General features: G+C 63.7%; 18 protein-coding genes. 5 read left to right on the top strand and 13 right to left on the bottom strand.

The window, feature by feature from the left end:
* The first annotated feature begins 3 nt into the window (after positions 1 to 3).
* Together pobA and ABIB06_RS06115 are read left to right on the top strand one after the other, a co-directional pair.
* Positions 4 to 1,173, top strand: a complete 1,170-nt coding sequence (gene pobA, locus ABIB06_RS06120; RefSeq protein WP_354044610.1) for a 4-hydroxybenzoate 3-monooxygenase — start codon at positions 4 to 6, stop codon at positions 1,171 to 1,173.
* Between the two features lie 234 nt (positions 1,174 to 1,407).
* A complete protein-coding gene (locus ABIB06_RS06115; RefSeq protein ID WP_354044611.1) occupies positions 1,408 to 1,827 on the top strand; it encodes a PaaI family thioesterase in 420 nt (139 codons plus the stop codon).
* Positions 1,828 to 1,950: 123 nt separating this feature from the next.
* Here ABIB06_RS06115 and ABIB06_RS06110 read toward each other — a convergent pair whose 3' ends face one another.
* Entirely contained in the window at positions 1,951 to 2,835 is an 885-nt protein-coding gene (locus ABIB06_RS06110; protein WP_354044612.1) for a LysR family transcriptional regulator, read from the bottom strand.
* Between the two features lie 120 nt (positions 2,836 to 2,955).
* Between ABIB06_RS06110 and ABIB06_RS06105 the strand changes: the two genes are divergently transcribed.
* Positions 2,956 to 3,579: a pyridoxamine 5'-phosphate oxidase family protein gene (locus ABIB06_RS06105; RefSeq protein ID WP_354044613.1), complete on the top strand. Its 624-nt coding sequence runs from the start codon at positions 2,956 to 2,958 to the stop codon at positions 3,577 to 3,579.
* A gap of 252 nt (positions 3,580 to 3,831) precedes the next feature.
* Here the strand turns inward: ABIB06_RS06105 and ABIB06_RS06100 are convergent, their stop codons facing one another.
* Genes ABIB06_RS06100 through ABIB06_RS06090 form a run of 3 tightly spaced genes read right to left on the bottom strand, consistent with a single transcriptional unit; the run spans position 3,832 to position 7,377 of the window.
* A complete protein-coding gene (locus ABIB06_RS06100) occupies positions 3,832 to 4,563 on the bottom strand; it encodes an ABC transporter ATP-binding protein (protein ID WP_354044614.1) in 732 nt (243 codons plus the stop codon).
* A complete protein-coding gene (locus tag ABIB06_RS06095) occupies positions 4,560 to 6,329 on the bottom strand; it encodes a branched-chain amino acid ABC transporter ATP-binding protein/permease (protein ID WP_247441740.1) in 1,770 nt (589 codons plus the stop codon). Before ABIB06_RS06095 ends, ABIB06_RS06100 begins: the two co-directional genes overlap by 4 nt.
* 7 nt (positions 6,330 to 6,336) lie before the next feature.
* Entirely contained in the window at positions 6,337 to 7,377 is a 1,041-nt protein-coding gene (locus tag ABIB06_RS06090) for a branched-chain amino acid ABC transporter permease (RefSeq protein WP_354044615.1), read from the bottom strand.
* 177 nt (positions 7,378 to 7,554) lie between these two features.
* On the opposite strand from ABIB06_RS06090, the gene ABIB06_RS06085 reads away from it, so the two are divergent.
* Positions 7,555 to 8,088 (top strand): MarR family winged helix-turn-helix transcriptional regulator, encoded by a 534-nt coding sequence (locus tag ABIB06_RS06085; RefSeq protein ID WP_247343942.1) that lies wholly within the window; start codon positions 7,555 to 7,557, stop codon positions 8,086 to 8,088.
* Positions 8,089 to 8,228: 140 nt separating this feature from the next.
* Here ABIB06_RS06085 and ABIB06_RS06080 read toward each other — a convergent pair whose 3' ends face one another.
* The 9 genes from ABIB06_RS06080 to ABIB06_RS06040 all read right to left on the bottom strand — a co-directional run bounded on the left by ABIB06_RS06080 (position 8,229) and on the right by ABIB06_RS06040 (position 18,132).
* Positions 8,229 to 9,512: a glycerate kinase type-2 family protein gene (locus ABIB06_RS06080; RefSeq protein WP_354044616.1), complete on the bottom strand. Its 1,284-nt coding sequence runs from the start codon at positions 9,510 to 9,512 to the stop codon at positions 8,229 to 8,231.
* A 185-nt stretch (positions 9,513 to 9,697) separates the two neighbouring features.
* Positions 9,698 to 10,927 carry an ABC transporter substrate-binding protein gene (locus ABIB06_RS06075; protein WP_247343937.1) on the bottom strand — a complete coding sequence of 410 codons (1,230 nt, stop codon included), beginning with the start codon at positions 10,925 to 10,927 and terminating at the stop codon, positions 9,698 to 9,700.
* A gap of 240 nt (positions 10,928 to 11,167) precedes the next feature.
* Complete coding sequence (locus ABIB06_RS06070) at positions 11,168 to 12,394, bottom strand: ABC transporter substrate-binding protein (protein ID WP_354044617.1); 1,227 nt, start codon at positions 12,392 to 12,394, stop codon at positions 11,168 to 11,170.
* Positions 12,395 to 12,515: 121 nt separating this feature from the next.
* On the bottom strand, positions 12,516 to 13,751 hold the full coding sequence (locus tag ABIB06_RS06065) for an ABC transporter substrate-binding protein (RefSeq protein ID WP_247343932.1): 1,236 nt from the start codon (positions 13,749 to 13,751) through the stop codon (positions 12,516 to 12,518).
* Between the two features lie 31 nt (positions 13,752 to 13,782).
* Positions 13,783 to 14,799 carry a branched-chain amino acid ABC transporter permease gene (locus ABIB06_RS06060; protein ID WP_247343930.1) on the bottom strand — a complete coding sequence of 339 codons (1,017 nt, stop codon included), beginning with the start codon at positions 14,797 to 14,799 and terminating at the stop codon, positions 13,783 to 13,785.
* A 1-nt stretch (position 14,800) separates the two neighbouring features.
* On the bottom strand, positions 14,801 to 15,679 hold the full coding sequence (locus ABIB06_RS06055; protein ID WP_354044618.1) for a branched-chain amino acid ABC transporter permease: 879 nt from the start codon (positions 15,677 to 15,679) through the stop codon (positions 14,801 to 14,803).
* 12 nt (positions 15,680 to 15,691) lie between these two features.
* Positions 15,692 to 16,405 carry an ABC transporter ATP-binding protein gene (locus ABIB06_RS06050; protein ID WP_007599709.1) on the bottom strand — a complete coding sequence of 238 codons (714 nt, stop codon included), beginning with the start codon at positions 16,403 to 16,405 and terminating at the stop codon, positions 15,692 to 15,694.
* A complete protein-coding gene (locus tag ABIB06_RS06045) occupies positions 16,402 to 17,199 on the bottom strand; it encodes an ABC transporter ATP-binding protein (RefSeq protein WP_354044619.1) in 798 nt (265 codons plus the stop codon). Before ABIB06_RS06045 ends, ABIB06_RS06050 begins: the two co-directional genes overlap by 4 nt.
* A 66-nt stretch (positions 17,200 to 17,265) precedes the next feature.
* Entirely contained in the window at positions 17,266 to 18,132 is an 867-nt protein-coding gene (locus ABIB06_RS06040; protein WP_247343920.1) for an IclR family transcriptional regulator, read from the bottom strand.
* A gap of 127 nt (positions 18,133 to 18,259) precedes the next feature.
* Between ABIB06_RS06040 and ABIB06_RS06035 the strand changes: the two genes are divergently transcribed.
* Positions 18,260 to 20,356 carry a 3-hydroxyacyl-CoA dehydrogenase NAD-binding domain-containing protein gene (locus tag ABIB06_RS06035; RefSeq protein WP_354044620.1) on the top strand — a complete coding sequence of 699 codons (2,097 nt, stop codon included), beginning with the start codon at positions 18,260 to 18,262 and terminating at the stop codon, positions 20,354 to 20,356.
* Positions 20,357 to 20,554 lie beyond the last annotated feature (198 nt).

Raw genomic sequence — 20,554 nt, 5'->3', positions numbered from 1 at the left:
GTATTGCGGACAAAAGTCGCAATCATCGGGGCAGGGCCGGCTGGATTGTTGCTTGGGCAACTTCTGCACGGTTACGGCATCGACAACGTCATCCTGGAGCGCCAGAGCCCGGACTATGTGCTCGGCCGCATCCGCGCCGGCCTCCTGGAGGAGGGAACCGTCGCGCTGCTCGACCAGATCGGCGCCGGCGCGCGGGCGCATGCCGAAGGTCTGCTGCATGAAGGGATCGAGCTGGCCTTTTCCGGCCGCCGACACCGTATCGACATGAAGGCCGCGACCGGCAAGACGGTCATGATCTACGGCCAGACCGAGGTCACGCTCGACCTGATGAATGCGCGCAAGGCCGCCGGTCTCACCTCGGTCTACGAGGTCAAGGACGTGCAGCCGCATGATTTCGACGGCGGTCGCCCGCGCGTGACCTACGTCAAGGATGGCGTCACCCACACCATCGATTGCGACTTCATCGCCGGCTGCGACGGCTTTCACGGCGTCAGCCGCGCCAGCGTTCCGGCCTCGGCGATCGAGGAGTTCGAACGGATCTATCCATTCGGCTGGCTCGGCATCCTCTCCGATACCCCGCCGGTCAGCCACGAGCTGATCTATTCGAACCACGCCCGCGGCTTTGCGCTGTGCACCATGCGTTCGGCCAAACGCAGCCGTTACTATGTGCAATGCGCGCTCGACGACCATGTCGACCAATGGCCCGACCACCGCTTCTGGGACGAGCTCAAGAGCCGGCTCGACCAGGAGGCCGCGGACAGCCTTGTCACAGGACCCTCGATCGAGAAGAGCATTGCGCCCTTGCGCAGCTTCGTGGCCGAGCCGATGCGCTTCGGCAGGATGTTCCTGTGCGGTGACGCCGCCCATATCGTGCCGCCGACCGGGGCCAAGGGACTGAACCTCGCGGCCAGCGACGCCCATTATCTGTCAAGCGCGCTTCGCGAATTCTACGACGAGAAATCCAGCGCCGGGATCGACGCCTATTCCGCCAAGGCGCTGGCGCGGGTCTGGAAGGCCGTGCGGTTCTCCTGGTGGATGACCTCGATGCTGCACAAATTCCCCGACACCGGCACCATCGGCGCCCGCATCCAGCTCGCCGAGCTCGACTACGTCACGCAGTCGCAGGCCGCGATGACCTCGCTGTCGGAGAATTACGTGGGGCTGCCGTTTTGAAAATAGCTGTCATGCCCCGCGAAGGCGGGGCATCCAGTACGCCGCGGCCCGTCCGTATCACGTCACCGCCTCTGGAATACTGGGTCACCCGCTTTCGCGGGTGATGACAGTGGTTGTGGGGCGACAGTGCCGCTCGTTTCAAACACTCGCGCAAATTCCGTTTAAAACTTTGTAGGCGGTGAAACTGGCATCCACATCGCGTTCAATGGCGGCAGCCAACGACGCGAGCCAGACATGACCAGCACCGACATTCCCGCCGGCTTCGAGCCGCATTTCCGAAAAGCGCCCCTCACCGACCCGTGGGAGCCGCTTTATTCCAGAAAGACCGATAAGGGCGTCACCGTGGGATTGCGGCTGGCGACACCGCACACCAACGCGCGCGGGTTGATCCATGGCGGATTGATTGCGGCGCTGGCCGATGCCGCCATGGGTTACAGCTGCGCGCAGGCGACGGGCTGGACAACGTCGCTCGTCACCATCTCGCTGTCGGTCGACTACGTCGGTGCCGGCGAAATCGGTCAATGGCTCGCGGTCGAGGGTGAGGCGATCAAGACCGGCAGCACGATCTGTTTCGCGCAGTGCCTCGCGAAGGCCGACGACGCCGTGATCGCGCGTGCCAGCGGCACCTTTCGCGTGGTGCCGAAGAAGGGGTGAATTCCCTTGTCCCGGACGCGGTGCGGCGCGAAGTGCCGCTGCGCAGAGCCGGGACCCATAGCCTTCTGGGCCCCGGCTCTGCGCAGCAACGCTATGCGTTGCAGCGCGTCCGGGGCACGAAAATCACCCAAATCTCCACTCCGTGGTCTCCACCACGAGATCGACGAATGCGCGCACCTTGGCCGAGAGCAGGCGCGAGGTCGGATAGACGATGTGGATCGGTAGCGCCGGCTGCTCGTATTTCGCCAGCACGATCTTTAGCCGCCCGCGCTTCAGCCCCTCTGCGGCCTGATAAGCCAGCACCCGCGTCACGCCACCGCCGGCCTCCGCATATTGCAGGGCGGCGTCGGCGCTGTTGCTGGCGAAGCACGGCTCCGGCGTCACCTCGATGTCGCGGCCGTCCAGTACGAAGCGCCAGCTGGCGGATGGACCGAACGCGATGGTCTGGTGCGTGAGCAGTGCCTCCGGCGTCTTCGGCTCGCCATGGCGCTTCAGGTAGCCCGGAGTCGCCACCACGATCCGCCGCATCTCGCCGACCTGGCGCGCGACCAGTGAGGAGTCGGCGAGATGGCCGATCCGCACCGCGACGTCGACGGCATCTTCCACGAGATTGACGAGGTTGTCCGACAGCCGCAATTCGCAGGTGACCTCGGGATAACGCTTGAGGTAGGCGGTCATGACAGACCCGACATGGAGACGGCCGAAGCCGACCGGAGCCGACACCACCAGACGTCCACTCGGCCGGTTGCGCTCCTCCCGCGCCGAGCCGTCGGCCTCCTCGACGTCGGCGAGGATGCGACGCGCGCGCTCCAGATAGCGCGTGCCGACGTCGGTCAGCCCCACCTGCCGGGTGGTCCGCTGCAGCAGCCGCGCGCCGAGATGTTCCTCCAGCGCCGCGATCAGCCGCGTCACCGCCGAGGGCGACAGCCGCAGTTTTCGTGCCGCCGGCGCAAAGCCGCGCAAATCGGCGACGGTGACAAAGACATGCATGGCTTCAAGGCGGTCCATCTCATTATTGCATATATTGCAACGATTAAGTGTCAAGCGGATAGATTGTTTTGGCAGCCGGAAGGTCCATTTTAGGTCCCGAAGACGCAGAGATGCGCCGGGATTTCAGGAGATGTTCCGATGACGGCAACTCACACCTACGCCAGCGACGTGGCATTCACGCCGGCGGTGAAATCGATCCAGACCCGAAAAGGATCACGCGAAGGCTATGCTCATGCCGAGCAGCGCGGCTGGCGCACCGAGGTCGACGAGAACCTCGCGGCGTTCATCGCTGACGCCAACAGCTTTTATTTCGCCACTGCCTCGGCCGATGGCCAGCCCTACATTCAGCACCGCGGCGGCCCGAAGGGCTTTTTGAAGGTGCTGGACAAGCAGACGCTCGCGTTCGCCGACTACGCCGGCAATCGGCAGTACATCACGCAGGGAAACCTGTCCGAAAATCCCAGGGCCTACATCTTTGTGATGGACTACGCCCATCGCCGCCGGGTGAAGATCTGGGGTGAGGCGCGCGTGGTCGAGGACGACGCCGCGCTGACGCAGTCCCTGATGCCGAAAGGCTATCGCGCGCGGCCGGAGCAGGTGATCCTGTTCAAGATCGAAGCGTGGGACACGAACTGCCCGCAGCACATCCCGCAGAAGTTCGACGCCGGCGATGTTGCGGCTGCGCTGGCGGCAAGGGATGCAAGGATCGCGGAGTTGGAGGCGGAGGTGGCGGCGTTGAAGGGGGGAACGGCGGCAAGTTGAGCGAGAGTCTTCGCCTCTCTCCGCGCGCAGATAAGGGGCCTTCAACCGACGCACTTGGCGTCGCATTCGCTCCATCCACATCGTCATTGCGAGCGTAGCGAAGCAATCCAGACTGCCGCTGCGGAGGGATTCTGGATTGCTTCGCTGCGCTCGCAATGACGGAAAGGAGGAGGCGGTGTAGGTCGCTCCACCACCAACTGCGTGGAAGCAGCCCCTCACTCCCAACGTAAGATCGGGGAGAAGGAAGAGAACCTACAACCCATTCGCGCCTTCGTGCTGGAAGCCGAGATAGCTCGCCGCGACCCGCTCGTTCGCCGCGATGTCGCCGGCCTTGCCGCTGAGCACGAATTCGCCGAGCTCCATCACGTAGGCCTGATCCGCGATCTTCAATGCGGCCTGCGCGTTCTGCTCGACCAGCAGCACGGAAACGCCGGCGGCTCGCAATTCGGTGACGATGCGGAAAATGTCGGCGACGATGATCGGAGCGAGGCCGAGGCTCGGCTCGTCCAGCATCAAGAGCTTGGGCTCGCCCATCAGCGCGCGGCCCATCGCGAGCATCTGCTGCTCGCCGCCGGAGAGCGTGCCGGCGAACTGCTTGCGTCGCTCTTTCAGCCGCGGAAACAGCGTGTAGACCCGCTCCATCGAGGCTTTCGCCTTGCTTCTCTCGATCCTGAAGGCGCCGAGTTCGAGATTGTCCTCGACATTCATGGTCACGAACAGTTCGCGGTGCTCGGGAACGAGACCGAGCCCCATCGCGACGCGGTCCTCGATGTCGAGCCGGGAGAGGTCCTGGCCGGCAAAGGCGACGCGGCCCTTCAGCGGAAAAACGCCCATGATGGCCGAGAGCAGCGTGGTCTTGCCAGCGCCGTTGGCGCCGACGATGGTGACGATCTGGTTTTGGCCGACCTCGAGCGAGACCGAACGCACCGCCTCGACCTTGCCATAGGACACATGGGCGTCGGTGACGGACAACAGCGCACTCATGCCGCCACTCCGAGATAGGCCTTGATCACTTCGGGATTGGTCTTGATCGTGGCCGGCGTTCCTTCCGCGATCTTGGTGCCGAAATCGAGCACCACGATGCGGTCGGCGAGGTTCATGACGAAGCCCATGTCGTGCTCGACAAGCAGCACGCTCATGCCGCCGTCGCGCAGCTCCCGCAGCAGCGTCGCGAGCCGCTGCTTCTCCATGTGGCGCAGGCCGGCGGCCGGCTCGTCGAGCAGCAGCAGCATCGGATCGACGCACAGCGCACGGGCGATCTCGACGATCCGTTGCTGTCCCAGCGAAAGCGCGCCTGCGAGCTGATGCATCTGCTCGCCAAGTCCGACGCGCTCGATCTGGCGGGCGGCTTCCGCGAGCAGCTTGGCCTCGTCGGCACGGTCCAGCCGCAGCATCGAGGAGATCGGCCCGGAATGGCCGCGCAGATGCGCGCCGATCGCGACGTTCTCCAGCACGGTCATGTCAGGCACCAGCTTGACGTGCTGGAAGGTGCGGGAGATGCCGAGCTTGACGATCTCCTGCGGCGGCGCCTTGTCGACCTTGTTGCCGAGCACGGAGATCGAGCCCGAGGTGGCCGACAGCACGCCGGTGATCAGGTTGAACGTCGTGCTCTTGCCGGCGCCGTTCGGGCCGATCAGCGCAACGATCTCGCGGGCCTGGACGTCGAAGGAGACGCTATTTACCGCGACCACGCCGCCGAATTGCTTTCGCGCCTTCTCGACCTGGAGCAGGACGCCGGATTGGCCGGGCGAACGGGCGCGCTGCGCCAGTTTCAGGGAGGTGTCCGGCTTTTTGCCACGGGTGCGCTCGGGCAGGAACGACATCAGCCAGGGCCAGACGCCGCCGGGTGCGAGCTGGAGCAGCGCCACCAGCATAATGCCGAACACGATGGTTTCGACCTGGCCGGAGCCCGGCAGGATCAGCGGCAGGTAGCTCTGGAGCACTTCTTTCAGGACCACGACGAGCGCCGCGCCGAGGACGCCGCCCCAGACATAACCGGCGCCGCCGACCACGGCGATGAAGAGATATTCGATGCCGGCCTGCGCGCCGAACGGCGTGGGGTTCACCGCGCGCTGAAGATGAGCGTAGAGCCAGCCGGAGAGGCCGGCGAGCACGGCGGCATGGATGAACACCAGCATCTTGGCCCGCGGCGTGTGCACGCCGAATGCTTCGGCCGCGACATGGCCGCGCCGGAGCGCGCGGATGGCGCGGCCGGTGCGGGAGTCCAGCAGGTTCATCGTGAGCAGCGCCGAGACGATCACGGCCACCCAGATCGCGTAATAGATCGAGCCGGGCGAGAGCATCTTGAACGAGCCGATCGACAGCGGCGGGATCGCCGAGATGCCGTCGTTCCTTCCTAAAAATTCCAGCTTGCTGAAGAGATAGAACAAGCCGAGTCCCCAGGCGAGCGTGCCGAGCGGCAGATAGTGGCCGGAGAGACGGACTGTGACGAGGCCGAGCAGCACCGCCAGTAAGCCGCTGACCAGCAGCGACAGCGGCAGCGTCAGCCAGGGCGACATCCCGTAGGCCGTCGACAGCACCGCGGTGGTGTAGGCGCCGAAGCCGACGAAGGCCGCTTGTCCAAACGAGGTCAGGCCGCCGACGCCGGTCAGCAGCACGAGGCCCATCGCGACGAGGGCGGTGAGGCCGATATTGTCGAGCAGCACGATCCAGAACGGGGGCATGCCCGGAACGAACGGGATCGCCGCCATGAGAAGCGCGAAGATGAGGATGGGGAGCCGGCTCTGCATCTTGGCGTCAGTCCTTCTCTTCCTCGACCGCGGGGGCAGCGAGCGAGCGCAGCAGCAGCACGGGGATCAAGAGCATGAAAACAATCACCTCCTTGTAGTTGGAGGCATAGAAGGACGAGAACGCCTCGACGATGCCGACGAACAGCGCTGCGACGGCGGTGAGGGGATAGCTGACGAGACCGCCGATGATCGCGGCGACAAAGCCCTTCAGGCCGATCAGGAAGCCCGAGTCGTAATAGAGCGTCGTGATCGGCACGATCATGATGCCCGACAATGCGCCGATGACGGACGCCAGCAGGAAGGCGATCTGCCCGGACAGCGTCGTGCGGATGCCGACGAGCCGGGCACCCAGCCGGTTCACGGCGGTCGCGCGCAGCGCTTTGCCGTAAAGTGTCAGCCCGAAGAACAGCCACAGCCCGACGATGAAGGCGATGGTGATGCCGTAGACCGTGATGCTCTGGCCGGTGAAGCGCAGCGCGCCGGCGGTGAAAGAGCCGGACAGTACGGCAGGTCCGCGCTGGCCCTCGGCGCCGAAGAACAAAAGGCCCAATCCCTGAAGCGCGAGGTGGACGCCCACCGAGGCGATCAGCAGCACCAGCACGGAGGTGTGCGCCAGCGGTTGGAATGCGATGCGGTAGAGAAACAGGCCGATCATCGCCACGATCACCAGCGACAGCGCGATGCAGACCGCAACCGGAGGCTTCTGAGCGGCGTAGTAGACAGTCAGCGCCAGCACGATGGCCGGCAGCACGATGTTGGTGAGGGCGCTGCGCAGGACCATGCGTCCGTGCAGCGCCTTGCGCGCGGCGAACAGGTCGAACGCGAAGGCGCCGATGCCCAGGGCGAGCGCGAGTTTCGCCGTACCCGGCATCTGGCCCGCAGCCAGCGAGGCATAGGTCAGCGCACCATAGGTGACGAATTCGCCTTGTGGGATGAGGATCACGCGGGTGACGGCGAACACCAGCACCAGCGCGAGGCCGAGCAACGCGTAGATTGCGCCGTTGGTGATGCCGTCCTGCAGCAGGAACAGCATGATGGTGGTATTCAAGACCGGACGCTCCCCCTCAAAGATTAAGGACCGGTCCCCTGATAGTCGTGGACGGTCCGCTCACAGCCATTGAAAAACGCTGACGATATTTGATATGGTCCATAACAATTATCAAATATAACTTCAAGGGTGGCGGGACGACCCTCCCGAACTTAGCGGGATTACGAGCATGAGGCGATGACCGTTTCGAAAACCTCCGAAAAGTCTTCTGAAAAGCCCGCCGATCCGGCCAAGGTCCGCAAAGACGCGGCCGAGGTGCAAGGTCAGGGGCCCGGCGAAGCCCTCCAGCTCGGCGAGCTCTCGGAGCAGCTCGGCTATGTGCTGAAGCGGGCGCAGCTCAAGGTGTTCGAGAACTTCCTGCGCTGCATGGCCTCGCTTCAGCTCACGCCCGCGCAGTTCTCCGTTCTGCTGCTGGTCGAGAAAAATCCGGGCCGTAACCAGACCGAGATCGCCTCCACCCTCGGCATCCTGCGCCCGAATTTCGTCGCCATGCTCGACAATCTCGAGAGCCGCGATCTTTGCGCGCGGATCCGCTCCACCAACGACCGCCGCTCGCACATCCTGGTGCTGACCGACAAGGGCAAGGCGGTGCTGGCCCGCGCCAAGAAGCTCGTCGCCACCAAGCACGAGGCCCGGCTGAACGAGCTGCTCGGCCCCTCCAACCGCGAAGCGCTGCTCGGGATGCTCTCGAAGATCGCCAACGAGTTTTAACGGGGCGGTCGGCTCAGCTGTCATCGCCCGCGAAGGCGGGCGCTCCAGTATTCCAGAGGCAGTAGTGGGTGATGGAGAAGCCGCGGCGTACTGGATTCCCTGCCTTCGCGGGGAATGACACCGTGATTGGGGCAGGCGCCTCAGTCGACCAGGATCACCCTTATATCGTTCACGTTGGTCAGCGTGGGCCCCGGCAGCAACAGGTCACCCGTCGCCTCGAAGAACGTCGTCGCGTCGTTGCTGGCGAGATACGCCTGCGGCTGCAGCCCCTGCGCCTTCATCTTCGCGAACGTCGCCGCGTCGATCAGCGCGCCGGCGGGATCGGTGGAATTGCCGGCACCGCCATCGGCGCCGTCGGTGTCGCCGGCGAGCGCGGAGATGTTTGGCGTGTCCTTCAACAGGTCGGCGAGCGCCAGCGCGTATTCCTGGTTCGGGCCGCCGCGCCCCTGGCCGCGCACGGTGACCGTGAGCTCGCCGCCGGAGAGGATCGCGACGCGCTTGCCTTGCGCGCGGGCCTGAAGCGCCAGCCTGGCGTGATCGGCGGCAACCTCGCGGGCCTCACCTTCCAGATCGGCGCCGAGATCGATGGTCTCGTAATCTGCCTCGTGCGCGAGTTTCACCGCGGCATCGAGCGATTGCTTCGGACGTGCGATCAATTCGAAATGCGCGCGTGCGAAGGCGGCGTCACCCGGTTTGCAGCTCTCGTTGGCGGGGGCGTCCAGCGCGCGGCGGACGGCATCGTCGATGTCGAGCTTGTACTTGGTCACGATCGCGCGCGCATCGGCGAGCGTGGTCGGATCGGGCACGGTGGGGCCGGAGGCGATCGCGGAGGGCTCGTCATGCGGCACGTCGGAGATCGCGAGCGTGACGATCTCGGCGGCATCTTTGCCGGCGCGCGCCAGCCGCCCGCCCTTGATCCGCGACAGGTGCTTGCGCACGATATTCATCTCGCCGATCGGCGCGCCCGAGCGGAGCAGCGCCTTGTTGACGGCCTGCTTCTGCGCGAAGCTGATGCCGTCGACAGGCGCGATCCAGTTCGCCGAGCCGCCGCCGGTGAGCAGCACCAGGAGAAAGTCATCGGGTCCGGCCTCGCCTGCGAGCGCGAGGGTATCGGCCGCGCCCTTCAGGCCGGCCTCGTCAGGCACGGGATGGCCGGCCTCGACCACGCGGATGCGGCGGGTCGGCACGCCGTAGCCGTGGCGCGTGGTGGCGATGCCGACGAGGCGCTCCGGTGCGAGCCCGAGCGTGTCGAGATAATGCCGCTCTGCCGCCGCGGCCATCGCGGCCGCGCCCTTGCCGGCGGCGAGGCAGATCACGCGTCCCCTCGGTGCGGGCCGCAAGTGAGGCGCCAGCACCGTGTTGGGATGGGCGGCGGCAACGGCGGCGTCGTAGAGCGCGCGGAGCAGGGGGCGTCGGTCGGTCATGACGAAAGGCCTTGAGCGGACAGGAAAGACTGGCGGCAAACGCGCCGTTCACCTGCCTACCGCATCAGGCGCGAAAGCGTAAGCGGGCTTTGTCGTCATTCGATTGTGCAATCGCGTGATCATAATCGGCGTGCAAGCAAAAACCCCCTGCGAGAGTTCGCAGGGGGCATGTTGTCGTGTCGGGGCTAGCCGCCGACGTCGGCGCTGATCACGTCGCCGAACAGCTCCCACTTGTCGCCCTTGAACTTCTCGAGCCGGAGCTGGCTGATCGGCGCAAAGTCGGTCGGGGACGTGTTGATCTGGATTCCCGGCAGCAGCGCCTCCGTGCGGAAGTTCTTCATGCCAGCGGCCTGCTTCATGATGTTCTCGCGCGTGAGATTATCACCGCACTGCTTCAAGACGTGGACCAGCGTCTGTGCCACGGCATAGCCGACGATGGTGCCCTTATCGAGCTTGTCGCCGTCGGGGAAGTATTTGGTCATGAACGCAAGAAAGTCCTTCATGCCGGGATCGTTGGCCCATTCGGGATCCGACACGTCCTTCAGATAATCGGCCGAGATAATATCCTGGCCGTTCTCGAAGCCGGCAGGCTTCATCACGCTGCCGACGGAGGCAGAGACGTTGTTGAGGAAGTGCAGCGGCTTCCAGCCGATCTCGGCGTTCTTCTTGATCGCCTGGGCTGCGAATTTCGGCGTCGTGATGTTCATGAAGACGTCGGCGCCGGTCGATTTCAGCTTGACGATGTGGTTGTCGATGCTCGGCTCCGAAGTCTCATAGCTCTCTTCGATGACGATCATCGAGGCGGCCTTGGCGCCGAGGCCGTCCTTCAGGCCCTTGAGATAGTCCTTGCCGTAATCGTCGTTCTGGAACAGCACGGCGATCTTGGCGTCGGGCTTGTTCTTGAGCAGCCACTTCGCGTAGATCTGCGTCTCGCTCTGGTAGTTGGGCTGCCAGCCCATCGTCCACGGGAAGTTCTGCGGATCGTTCCACTTGGTGGCGCCGGTCGCGACGAAGAGCTGCGGCACCTTCTTCGAGTTCATGTATTTGTGGATCGCCGAGTTCGGCGGTGTGCCAAGCGAGTTGAAGATGAGCAGCACCTCGTCGCTCTCGACCAGCTTGCGCGCCTGCTCCACCGTCTTCGGCGGCGAATAGGCGTCGTCGTAAGAGATGAAGTTGATCTTGCGGCCGTTGATGCCGCCTTCGTCGTTGATCTTCTTGAAATAGGCGGCTTCGGTCCGCCCGATGATGCCGTAGGCGGAGGCCGGTCCGCTGTAGGGCATGATGTTGCCGACCTTGATCTCGGTATCGGTCGCGCCGGTATCGTATTTCTTCTGGGCCGATGCAGTGGAGGCCGAGGCCGCAATGAGCGCAAGCGCCAGTGACGCGGCCGCAAGTTTTCCGGTGACAGCGGGCATTCCTATCTCCCTATTTTCTTGGTGTGTGTGCGTTCCTTTTCTTGCGTTGCTTGTTTTTGGTGACGCGGCCGCAATTCAATACGATTTACCTGATGCCTTCAACAGAAAGCCCCTGCGACGGCGTCGCAGGGGCTGCTTCTTTAGTAGTCAAAGGCGGCCGCGGGAGCGCGTGCGCTGCGAAAAAATCGCGACCGCCGCTGATTGTTTAATTTGAATAGCGCGATTTTGAGTTGATCGGCCTCAATGGCCAGGATCGCTTGAGATGATGTCGCCGAACAGCTCCCATTTCTTGCCTTTGAATCGCATCATCTGGAGCTGCTCGATCGGGGCGAAATTGTCCGGCGCGGTGTTGATCTTGATGCCGGGCAAGAGCGTATCGGGCTCGAAATCCTTCAGGTTGGCGGCCTGCTTCATGATGTTTTCGCGGGTAAGGTCATCGCCGCACATCTGCAGCACCTTCACCATGGTCTGCGCGGCGGCATAGCCGAACACCACGCCGGCATCGAGCTTGTTGGCCGTGGGAGCGTATTGCGCGAGGAAGTTATAGAACTTCTTCATGCCATCATCGGCGTTCCATTGCGGGTCGGAGCCGTCCTTGGTGTAGCTCGCCGACAGGATGCCTTGCGAGATCTCGAGCCCCGCCGGCTCGAGCACGCCGCCGACCGAGGCCGAGACGTTGGAGATGATGTGGACCGGGTGCCAGTTGATCTCGGCCGCCTTCTTGATCGCCTGGGCGGCAAATTTCGGCGTGGTGATGCTGATGAGGATGTCGGCGCCGGCGGCCTTCAATTTCACGACGTGCTCGTCGATCGCCGGTTCGGACGTGTCGTAGCCTTCCTCCAGCACGATCATCGAGGCCTTGGGCCCAAGGCCGTCCTTCAGCCCCTTCAGATAGTCCTTGCCGAAATCGTCGTTCTGGTAGAGCACGCCGATCTTGCCGTCCGGCTTCTCCTTCATGATGTACTTGGCGTAGATGTGCGCCTCGCTCGCATAGCTCGGCTGCCAACCCATGGTCCAGGGATACTGCCTGGGATCGTTCCACTTCGAAGCGCCGCTCGCCACGAACAATTGCGGCACCTTCTTCTCGTTCATGTATTTGCGGATGGCGCCGTTGGTGGAGGTGCCGAGCGAGCCGAAGATCAGCAGCACCCCGTCGCTCTCGACCAGCTTGCGCGCTTGCTCCACCGTCTTCGGCGGCGAATAACCGTCGTCATAGGAGATGAACTTGATCTTGCGGCCGTGGATGCCGCCCTCGGCATTGATCTTGTTGAAATAGGCTTCCTCGGCCTTGCCGATCGCCGCGTAGGCGGAGGCCGGGCCGCTATAGGGCATGATGTTGCCGATCTTGATCTCGGTATCGGAAGCGCCGCTGTCGTATTTTTTCTGCGCCAGTGCAGGGCCGCTCATCGCAGTGCACAATACGAATGCGGCCAACAGGGCCGCAACCTGAAATCGAACAGCAGTCATTTCTCTCCCACCCCGGCTGGATCGGCGCCGCATTGAACAAGATTGACGCCCGACGTCAACAAAAAGCCCCCGCGATTGCTCGCGGGGGCTTCTCGAGGCGTTGGACTATTGCGTCAGAGTATCACTCCGTGGCGACGTCGCCGCTGATGATCTCGCCGAAGAGTTCCCACTTCTCGCCTTTGAAGCGCTGCATCTGGAGCTGCGCGATCGGGGCGAAGTCGGTGGCGCTGGTGTTGATCTTGACGCCAGGCAGCAGCGTGTCCGGAGCAAAATCCTTCAATGAGGCCGCCTGCTTCATGATGTTGGCCCGGGTCAAATCGTCGCCGCACATTTCCAGGACCTTGGCCAGCGTCGACGCCGCGCCGTAGCCATAGACCATGCTGGTGTCGGATTTGTCGGCACCCGGCATGTACTTGTCGACGAACTCGTTCCACTTCTTCATGCCGGGGTCGTTCGCCCACTGCGGGTCCGTCGAGTCCTTGGCGTAGGCGGCCGAGAGCACGTTCTGCGCAGCCTCGAAGCCGGCCGGCTTCATCACGCTGCCGACCGAGATCGACACGTTGGTGAGGATCTGGAGCGGCTTCCAGCTCAGCTCGGCTGTCTTCTTGATGGTTTGGGCAGCGAATTTCGGCGTCGTGTAGATCAACAGCACGTCGGGATTGGCAGCCTTGATCTTGACGATGTGACCGTCGATCGAGGGCTCGGACACCTCGTAGCTCTCTTCCATGATGATCATGGACGCGCCCTTGGCGCCCAAGCCGTCCTTGGTGCCCTTGAGGTAGTCTTTGCCGAAATCGTCATTCTGGTAGAGGATCGCGATCTTGGCGTCCGGCTTTTCCTTCAACAGCCATTTCGCGTAGATCTGCGCTTCGCTCTGGTAGGAGGGTTGCCAGCCCATGGTCCAGGGGAAGTTTTTCGCGTCGTTCCACTTGGTGGCGCCGGTGGCGACGAACAGCTGCGGGATCTTCTTGGCGTTGAGGTACTTCTGGATCGCGCTGTTCGAGGGCGTGCCGAGCGGGTTGAACACGGCCAGCACTTCGTCGCTCTCGACCAGCTTGCGGACCTGCTCGACGGCCTTGGGCGGCGAATAGCCGTCGTCATAGGTGACGAAGGTGATCTTGCGGCCGTTGATGCCGCCCTTGTCGTTGATCATCTTGAAATAGGCTTCTTCGGTCTTGCCGATGATGCCATAGGCCGACGCCGGGCCGCTGTACGGCATGATGTTGCCGATCTTGATCTCGGTATCGGACGCGCCGGTGTCGTATTTCTTCTGCGCGAGTGCTGCGCCGGAGGTGAGAGTGATGACCGCCGTTGCCGTGACCAGCGCAGCGGTTCGCAGTGTTCTTTCAAAAAGCAATTCGGGTCTCCTTGGTTAAATTAACGGGTTTTTAGTTCTTTCTGAGCCGGCCGACGAGTTGCTGGCCCAGGATCGCGATCTGCCTTGCGCCGTGCGGCACCAGGTAGATGACGAGGAACAACAGTACGCCGAATACCGCGCCGGACAGGCCTTTGGAGATGCCCTCCGCCATGTTCGGCACGAAGATGATGAAGGCTGCGCCGACGAACGAGCCGGGCAGCCAGCCGACGCCGCCGACGACCATGCCGAGGAACAGCGAGATCGCCAGCGTGATGGTGTAGCTGTCGGGCGCGACGAACTGCACGGCGATGGCGCCGAGCGAGCCGGCAACGCCGGTGATGCCGGCGGACACGCCGAAGGCCAGCGTCTTGTAGAGCGCGACGTTGACGCCCATCGAGGAGGCCGCGATCTCGTTGTCGCGGATCGCCATGAAGGCGCGGCCCGAACGGGAACGCAGCAGGTTCACCGAGAAGATGTAGATCGCGAGCACGACGGCGAGCGAGAAGTAGTAGAGCCACATGTCCTGCGACATCGGCAGGCCGAATGGCGCATCGGGCTTGGTGACGACGAGGCCCTGCACGCCGCCGGTCCAGTGCTCGAGGAAGTTCAGCTTCAGCAGCTGCGGCATGGCGGTGGCGAGCGCAAACGTCGCGAGCGCGAGATAGACGCCCGACAGCCGCAGCGCCGGCTTGCCGAACAGGTAGCCGAATCCGAAGCAGACCGCGGCGGAAATCGGAATTGTCAGCGCATAGTTGACGTTGAAGTACTCCATCAGCACCGCCGACGTATAAGCGCCCACGGCGTAGAAGGCGCTCTGGCCGAGCGAGAACTGGCCGGAGCCGCCCGTCAGGATGTTCAAGGCCAGCACGGCCAGCCCGTAGATCAGGAGCATCGTCATCTGGAAGATGATGAAGTTCTTGACGAACACCGGCACGATCAACAGCACCGCCAGCACCAACAGGGAGGTGCCCGTGCCCAGCGTCATCGCCCGCTTCGGAACCGCATCGATCGCCGGGGCTTCCGTTACGACATCTTCTGCAGCGCTCATATCAAACTCGCTTGACGATGTGCCGGCCGAACAGGCCAGCGGGTTTGACGACCAGGACGGAGATGATCAGCGCGAGCGCGATCGGGAGCTTCAGCTCGTTGCCGACTCCGGGAATGTAGGTGCCGACAAGGTTTTCGAAGATGCCCATCAAGAAGCCACCGACCACGGCGCCGAGCGGGCTGGTCAGGCCGCCGAGCACGGCCGCCGCAAAGCCATAGAGAAGCACGCCGACCATCATGTTGGGCTCCAGAAACACGACGGGAGCGATCAGCATGCCCGCGATTGCACCGATCGCGGACGCCATGCCCCAGCCCAGCGCGATCATCCAGCTCGTGTTGATGCCGACGAGGCGCGCCGATTCAGGGAGCGAGGCGGCCGCCCGCATGGAAAGACCTATCCGCGTATATTGGAAGAAGAAGAACAGGCCGACCAGGAGCAGCAACGTGACGCCGATCATGCCAGCTTGGTGCGTCGAGATCAGCTGGCTGCCAAGGAACGGCGAGGATCCGAACGGGGTGGGATATTGCTTGATGGTAAAGTCCCAAATCAGGCCGGCCGAGGAGTTGATGATTGAAAACAGCGCGATGAAGCCGGCGACATTGGTGAGGATCGGGGCCTTGGTAAGCGGCTTGAACAGGATGCGCTCGATTGCGATGCCGCCGATGAAGGCGAAGACGAGCGTGAGCACGAAAGCGACCCAATAAGGCACGCCCCATTGCATCAGCTGCCAGGAGATGAAGGTCGAGAACATCGCCATCTCGCCCTGCGCGAAGTTGAGATGGTCGATCGCCTGGTAGATCATGACCACGGCGAGCGCCATGCAGGCGTAAATCGCGCCCGTGGCGATCCCGGCTAGCACCTGGTTGGTGAAAAGCTCCATCGTGCCGGTTCCTCAGTAGCCCAGATAGGATTTGCGGATTTCTTCGTTGTTCGCGATGTCCTTGGCATTGCCCGACATCACGATGCGTCCGGTCTCGATCACATAGGCCTGGTCGGCGAGCTCGAGCGCGAGCTGGGCGTTCTGCTCCACCACCAGGATCGACACCTTGTCCTCGCGGTTGATCTTGCCGAGGATGCCGAATAGGTCGCGCACGACGAGCGGCGCCAGGCCGAACGAAGGCTCGTCCAGCAGCATCAGCCGCGGCCGCAGCATCAGGGCGCGGGCGACCGCGAGCATCTGCTGCTCGCCGCCCGACAGCGTGCCGGCCTGCTGGGTGTGTCGCTGCTTCAGCACCGGGAAATGCGCATACATCCGCTCGATGTCGGAGACGATGCCGGCGCTGTCCTTGCGGGTGATGGCGCCGAGCTGGAGGTTCTCCTCCACCGTCATGGTGGTGAAGGTTCCGCGGCCCTGCGGCACATGCGCGATACCGAACCGCACGATGCTCTCGGTGGAGCGGTTGTTCAGCGGCTTGCCGTCGAACTCGATGCCGCCGGTGGAGCGCACCATGTTGCAGATCGCGCGCAGCGTAGTGGTCTTGCCGGCGCCGTTCGCCCCTAACAGCGTCGTCAGCGATCCCTCGCTGAGCGAGAAGGACAGGCCGTGAAGCGCCTGGACCTGGCCGTAATAGGCGCGCAGGTCCTTGACGTTGAGCAGCGTCGTCATTGGTCCTTGCTCCCGAGATAGGCCTTGATGACGTCGGGATCCGCCTGCACCTGGGCCGGCGTGCCTTCCGCGAGCTTCTTGCCGAAATTCAGCGCGACGACGTGGTCGGCGATCGACATCACGAGGCCCATGTGGTGCTCCACCAGCAGCACGGTCATGTGGCGCTCGTCGCGGATGCGGCGAATGAGGTCGCCGAGAACGTGGACTTCCTCGTGGTTGAGGCCGCCGGCGGGCTCGTCGAGCAGCAGGATCTTCGGATCGGCAGCAAGCGCGCGCGCCAGCTCGACGCGTTTTTGCGTGCCGAAAGGCAGGCCGGACACGACGGTGTGGGCGACATCCTCGAGGTTCAGATAGGCGAGGATCTCGTGCACCTTCTTGTTGACGTCGGCTTCGCTGCGGCGAATCCAGGCGAGACGCAGCGAGTCACTGATGATGTCGCTGGAGGTGCGGGCATGGGTGCCGACGCGGACATTGTCCATCACCGAGAGGTTCGGAAACAGCGCCACGTTCTGGAAGGTGCGGCCGATGCCGATCTCCGCGATCCGGTGCGGCGGCCGCTTCAGGATGGTCGCGCCCTCCATCAGGATGTCGCCGGACGACGGCTGATAGAGCCGGGAGAGGCAGTTGAAGAGCGTGGTCTTGCCGGCGCCGTTGGGGCCGATCAAGCCGAGGATCTGGCCCTTGTGCATGTCGAAGGACACGCCGTTGAGCGCGACAATGCCGCCGAACACGACGCTGACGTCGCGAACCGCGAGCAGGGGCGATGTCCCCTGCGCGAGCTGTGCCTGCGTCATCTCGTCTCGCCCACGCTGTTGAGTGGACGAAGGGGCGATACGAACCGCTCCTGATGATCACAAAGGCTATCTGATCCCCTCGACCACACGCGCAACTTTTCCTCCTGATTTCAGCTTTTTGCTGACGTCTTTTTTGGAATGCGGCATCAGACCCCCGAGCGCCGCTTCGATGTTCCTTACCATCGCAAGCAGACGCGGTCCAATGTCGTTGATCAAACGCTCTTCCGTGAAGCGGAATGCGGGCGCGCCGCAATTAAATGCGTAGGGACCGGTTCCGTCATTGAGCTTGAGCGCGACGCCGGCGGCGCCGATGTCGTCGTGCCAGTCGCCGACCGAGGTCGCAAAACCATGTTTCGCGATTGTTTCGCCGGAACGTTCCAGTCCGTCGCGCATCTTGGGCCAGCGGCTGCCGTAATGCTCGCGCAGATCGCGCAACAATTCGGCACGCTCGTCGTCGTTCAGCGCCCAGAAATAGGCGCGGCCCATCGCGGTGGTTGCAATCGGCACGCGGGAGCCGACGTCAAGTTGAACGCCGACCGTCTCGCTGCCGCGGCTTTGCCCGAAATAGATCATGCTTTGGCGGTCGCGGCCACCGATCGCGACGGCTCCCCCGGTCGCGCGCATCATTTCCTCGCGGAACGGTTCGGACAAATGCCGAACGCCGAGATTGGATAGCGCCGCGTAGCCGAGCGCCATCGCAGCCGGCGCAAGCTGATACTTCTCGAAGCGGGGAACCGGCGTCAGATAACCGAGCTTCGTCAACGTATAGGTCAGCCGCGAAACAGTCGGTTTGGGCAGGTTGGTGCGGGCCGCGATTTCCTGATTGCCAAGAAGTCCGTCGCTGGGCTGGAATGCGCGCAATACGTCTAGTCCGCGGGAAAGCGCGACGACGAAATTCCGATCGGTCGCGGTCTTCTTTCCTGTACGCTTCATCCCTGATCTGCTTCTTGCGCGGAGTCGTTGACAAGCCACGTGCTTCAAAATAACCCTGCCGTCAAGATGCGGAATTAAATTCCGCAATGCGAAATCAAACAAAGTTACCCCAGCAAGGAGGGACACCGTGAGCGAAGTGGTCAAGCTTGAGCGTCATGACGAAGTCGGGATCGTCACGGTCGACAGCCCTCCGGTCAATGCGCTGAGTGCCGCGGTTCGCGGCGGTATTTTGGAGTGCATCAAGGCCGCGATCGCCGATCCCGCGATCAAGGGCATCGTGCTGACCTGCGCCGGCCGCACCTTCATTGCCGGCGCCGACATCACCGAATTCGGCAAGCCGCCGAAGCCGCCCGCCCTCAACGACGTGCTTTCCGAGATCGAGAACTCGCCGAAGCCGGTCGTTGCCGCGATCCACGGCACCGCACTCGGCGGCGGCCTCGAGGTCGCGCTCGCCTGTCATTTTCGCGTCGCGGTGAAAGAAGCCAAGCTCGGCCTGCCCGAGGTGAAGCTCGGCCTGCTGCCGGGCGCAGGCGGCACCCAGCGCCTGCCGCGCGCGGTCGGACCGGAGCTTGCGGTCAAGATGATCGTCGGCGGTGATCCGATCGGTGCGGCGGAAGCGCTGAAAAACGGCCTGATCGAAGAGATCGTCGAGGGCCCGGCTGCCGGAGGCGAAGCCTTCGTGCGAAAGCTGCTGGCCGAAAAGCGCCCGCTGCGCCGCCTGCGTGACGACGATTCCAAGATTGCTACGGCCAAGGCCGATCGCTCGATCTTCACCAATGCGGTCGCCGCCATGACCAAGAAGTCGCGCGGCCTGGAAGCGCCGTTCGCGGCGGCCGACGCCGTCGGCTACGCCATCGACCTACCGTTCGACGAAGGTCTGAAGAAGGAGCGCGAGGGCTTCCTGAAGCTCGTCGCCAGCGATCAGTCCAAAGCGCAGCGCTATGCCTTCTTCGCCGAGCGCGAGGCCAGCAAGATCGCGGGCGTGCCTGAAGGCACCAAGTCGCGGCCCGTGAACCGCGTCGCCATCCTCGGCGCCGGCACCATGGGCGGTGGCATCGCGATGTCGTTTGCCAATGCCGGCGTGCCCGTCACCCTGATCGAGACCGGCGAAGAGCAGCTCAAACGCGGCCTCGGCATCATGCAGAAGAACTGGGAAGCGACCGCGGCGCGCGGCGGCATCCCGGCGGATGCGCCCGCCAAGCGCATGGCGCTGATCAACGGCGTCGTCGGCATCGAGAACGTCGGCGATGCCGACCTGGTCATCGAAGCCGTGTTCGAGACCATGGCGGTGAAGAAGGAAGTGTTCGGCAAGCTCGACCAATACGTCAAGCCGGGTGCCGTGCTCGCCTCCAATACCTCCTACCTGAACATCGACGAGATCGCGCAGTCGACCAAGCGTCCGCAGGACGTGCTCGGCATGCACTTCTTCTCGCCCGCCAACGTCATGAAACTGTGCGAGATCGTGCGCGCCGACAAGACCGCGCCGGACGCCCTTGTGACGGCTGTCTCGATCGCGCGCAAGATTGCGAAAGTGCCGGCCGTGGTCGGCGTCTGCGACGGCTTTGTCGGCAACCGCATGCTCGCCCAGCGCGGCAAGCAGTCCGAGAAGCTGTTGTTCGAAGGTGCCTTGCCGCAGCAGGTCGACGCCGTGGTGACGAAGTTCGGCATGCCGATGGGCCCGTTCGCGATGGGCGACCTCGCCGGCCTCGACATCGGCTGGCGCTCGCGCAAGGACCGCGGCATCAAGTCCGAGATCGCGGACGCGCTCTGCGAAGCCGGTCGCTTCGGCCAGAAGACCGGCAAGGGCTATTACAGGTACGAAGCCGGCTCCCGCTCGGCGCTGCCCGATCCCGAGGTCGAAAAGATGATCGACGAGACGCTGCTCCGTTTGGGCCGCAAGAAGCGCGTTGTCAGCGACGACGAGATCCTCGAGCGCATGATGTACCCGATGATCAACGAGGGCGCGAAGATCCTGGAAGAAGGCATCGCGGCGCGTCCCTCCGATATCGATGTGGTCTGGCTCTACGGCTATGGCTGGCCGATCTATCGCGGCGGCCCGATGTTCTGGGCCGACAGCGTCGGCCTCAAGCACATCGCCGATCGTCTCTCCTTCTATGCCAAGGAGACCAACGACCCCAGCCTCGAGCCCGCGCCGCTGCTGAAGAAGCTCGCGGCCGAAGGCAAGACCTTCGCCTCGCTGGCGGCGGCGTCGAAAGCGGCTTGATAGGATTGGCCGTGGCCGCGATGATTTGCTCCGGGCGACGCCCTCTCCGTTCCCTCGCCCCTTGCGGGGGACGGTCAGGGAGGGGCCCCGGGCGAGGTCAATGTGCGTGGCTACCCCGCTCCCCAACCCTTCCCCGCAACGGGGAAGGGAGCCCGTTCCGTCCGTGCCGGCCTTACGTGGAACCGCTGCTCAGGCAGT

This window comes from Bradyrhizobium sp. LB8.2 (genome assembly GCF_040548035.1).
GTDB lineage: Bacteria > Pseudomonadota > Alphaproteobacteria > Rhizobiales > Xanthobacteraceae > Bradyrhizobium.
This window is presented reverse-complemented; position numbering and strand designations above follow the sequence as displayed.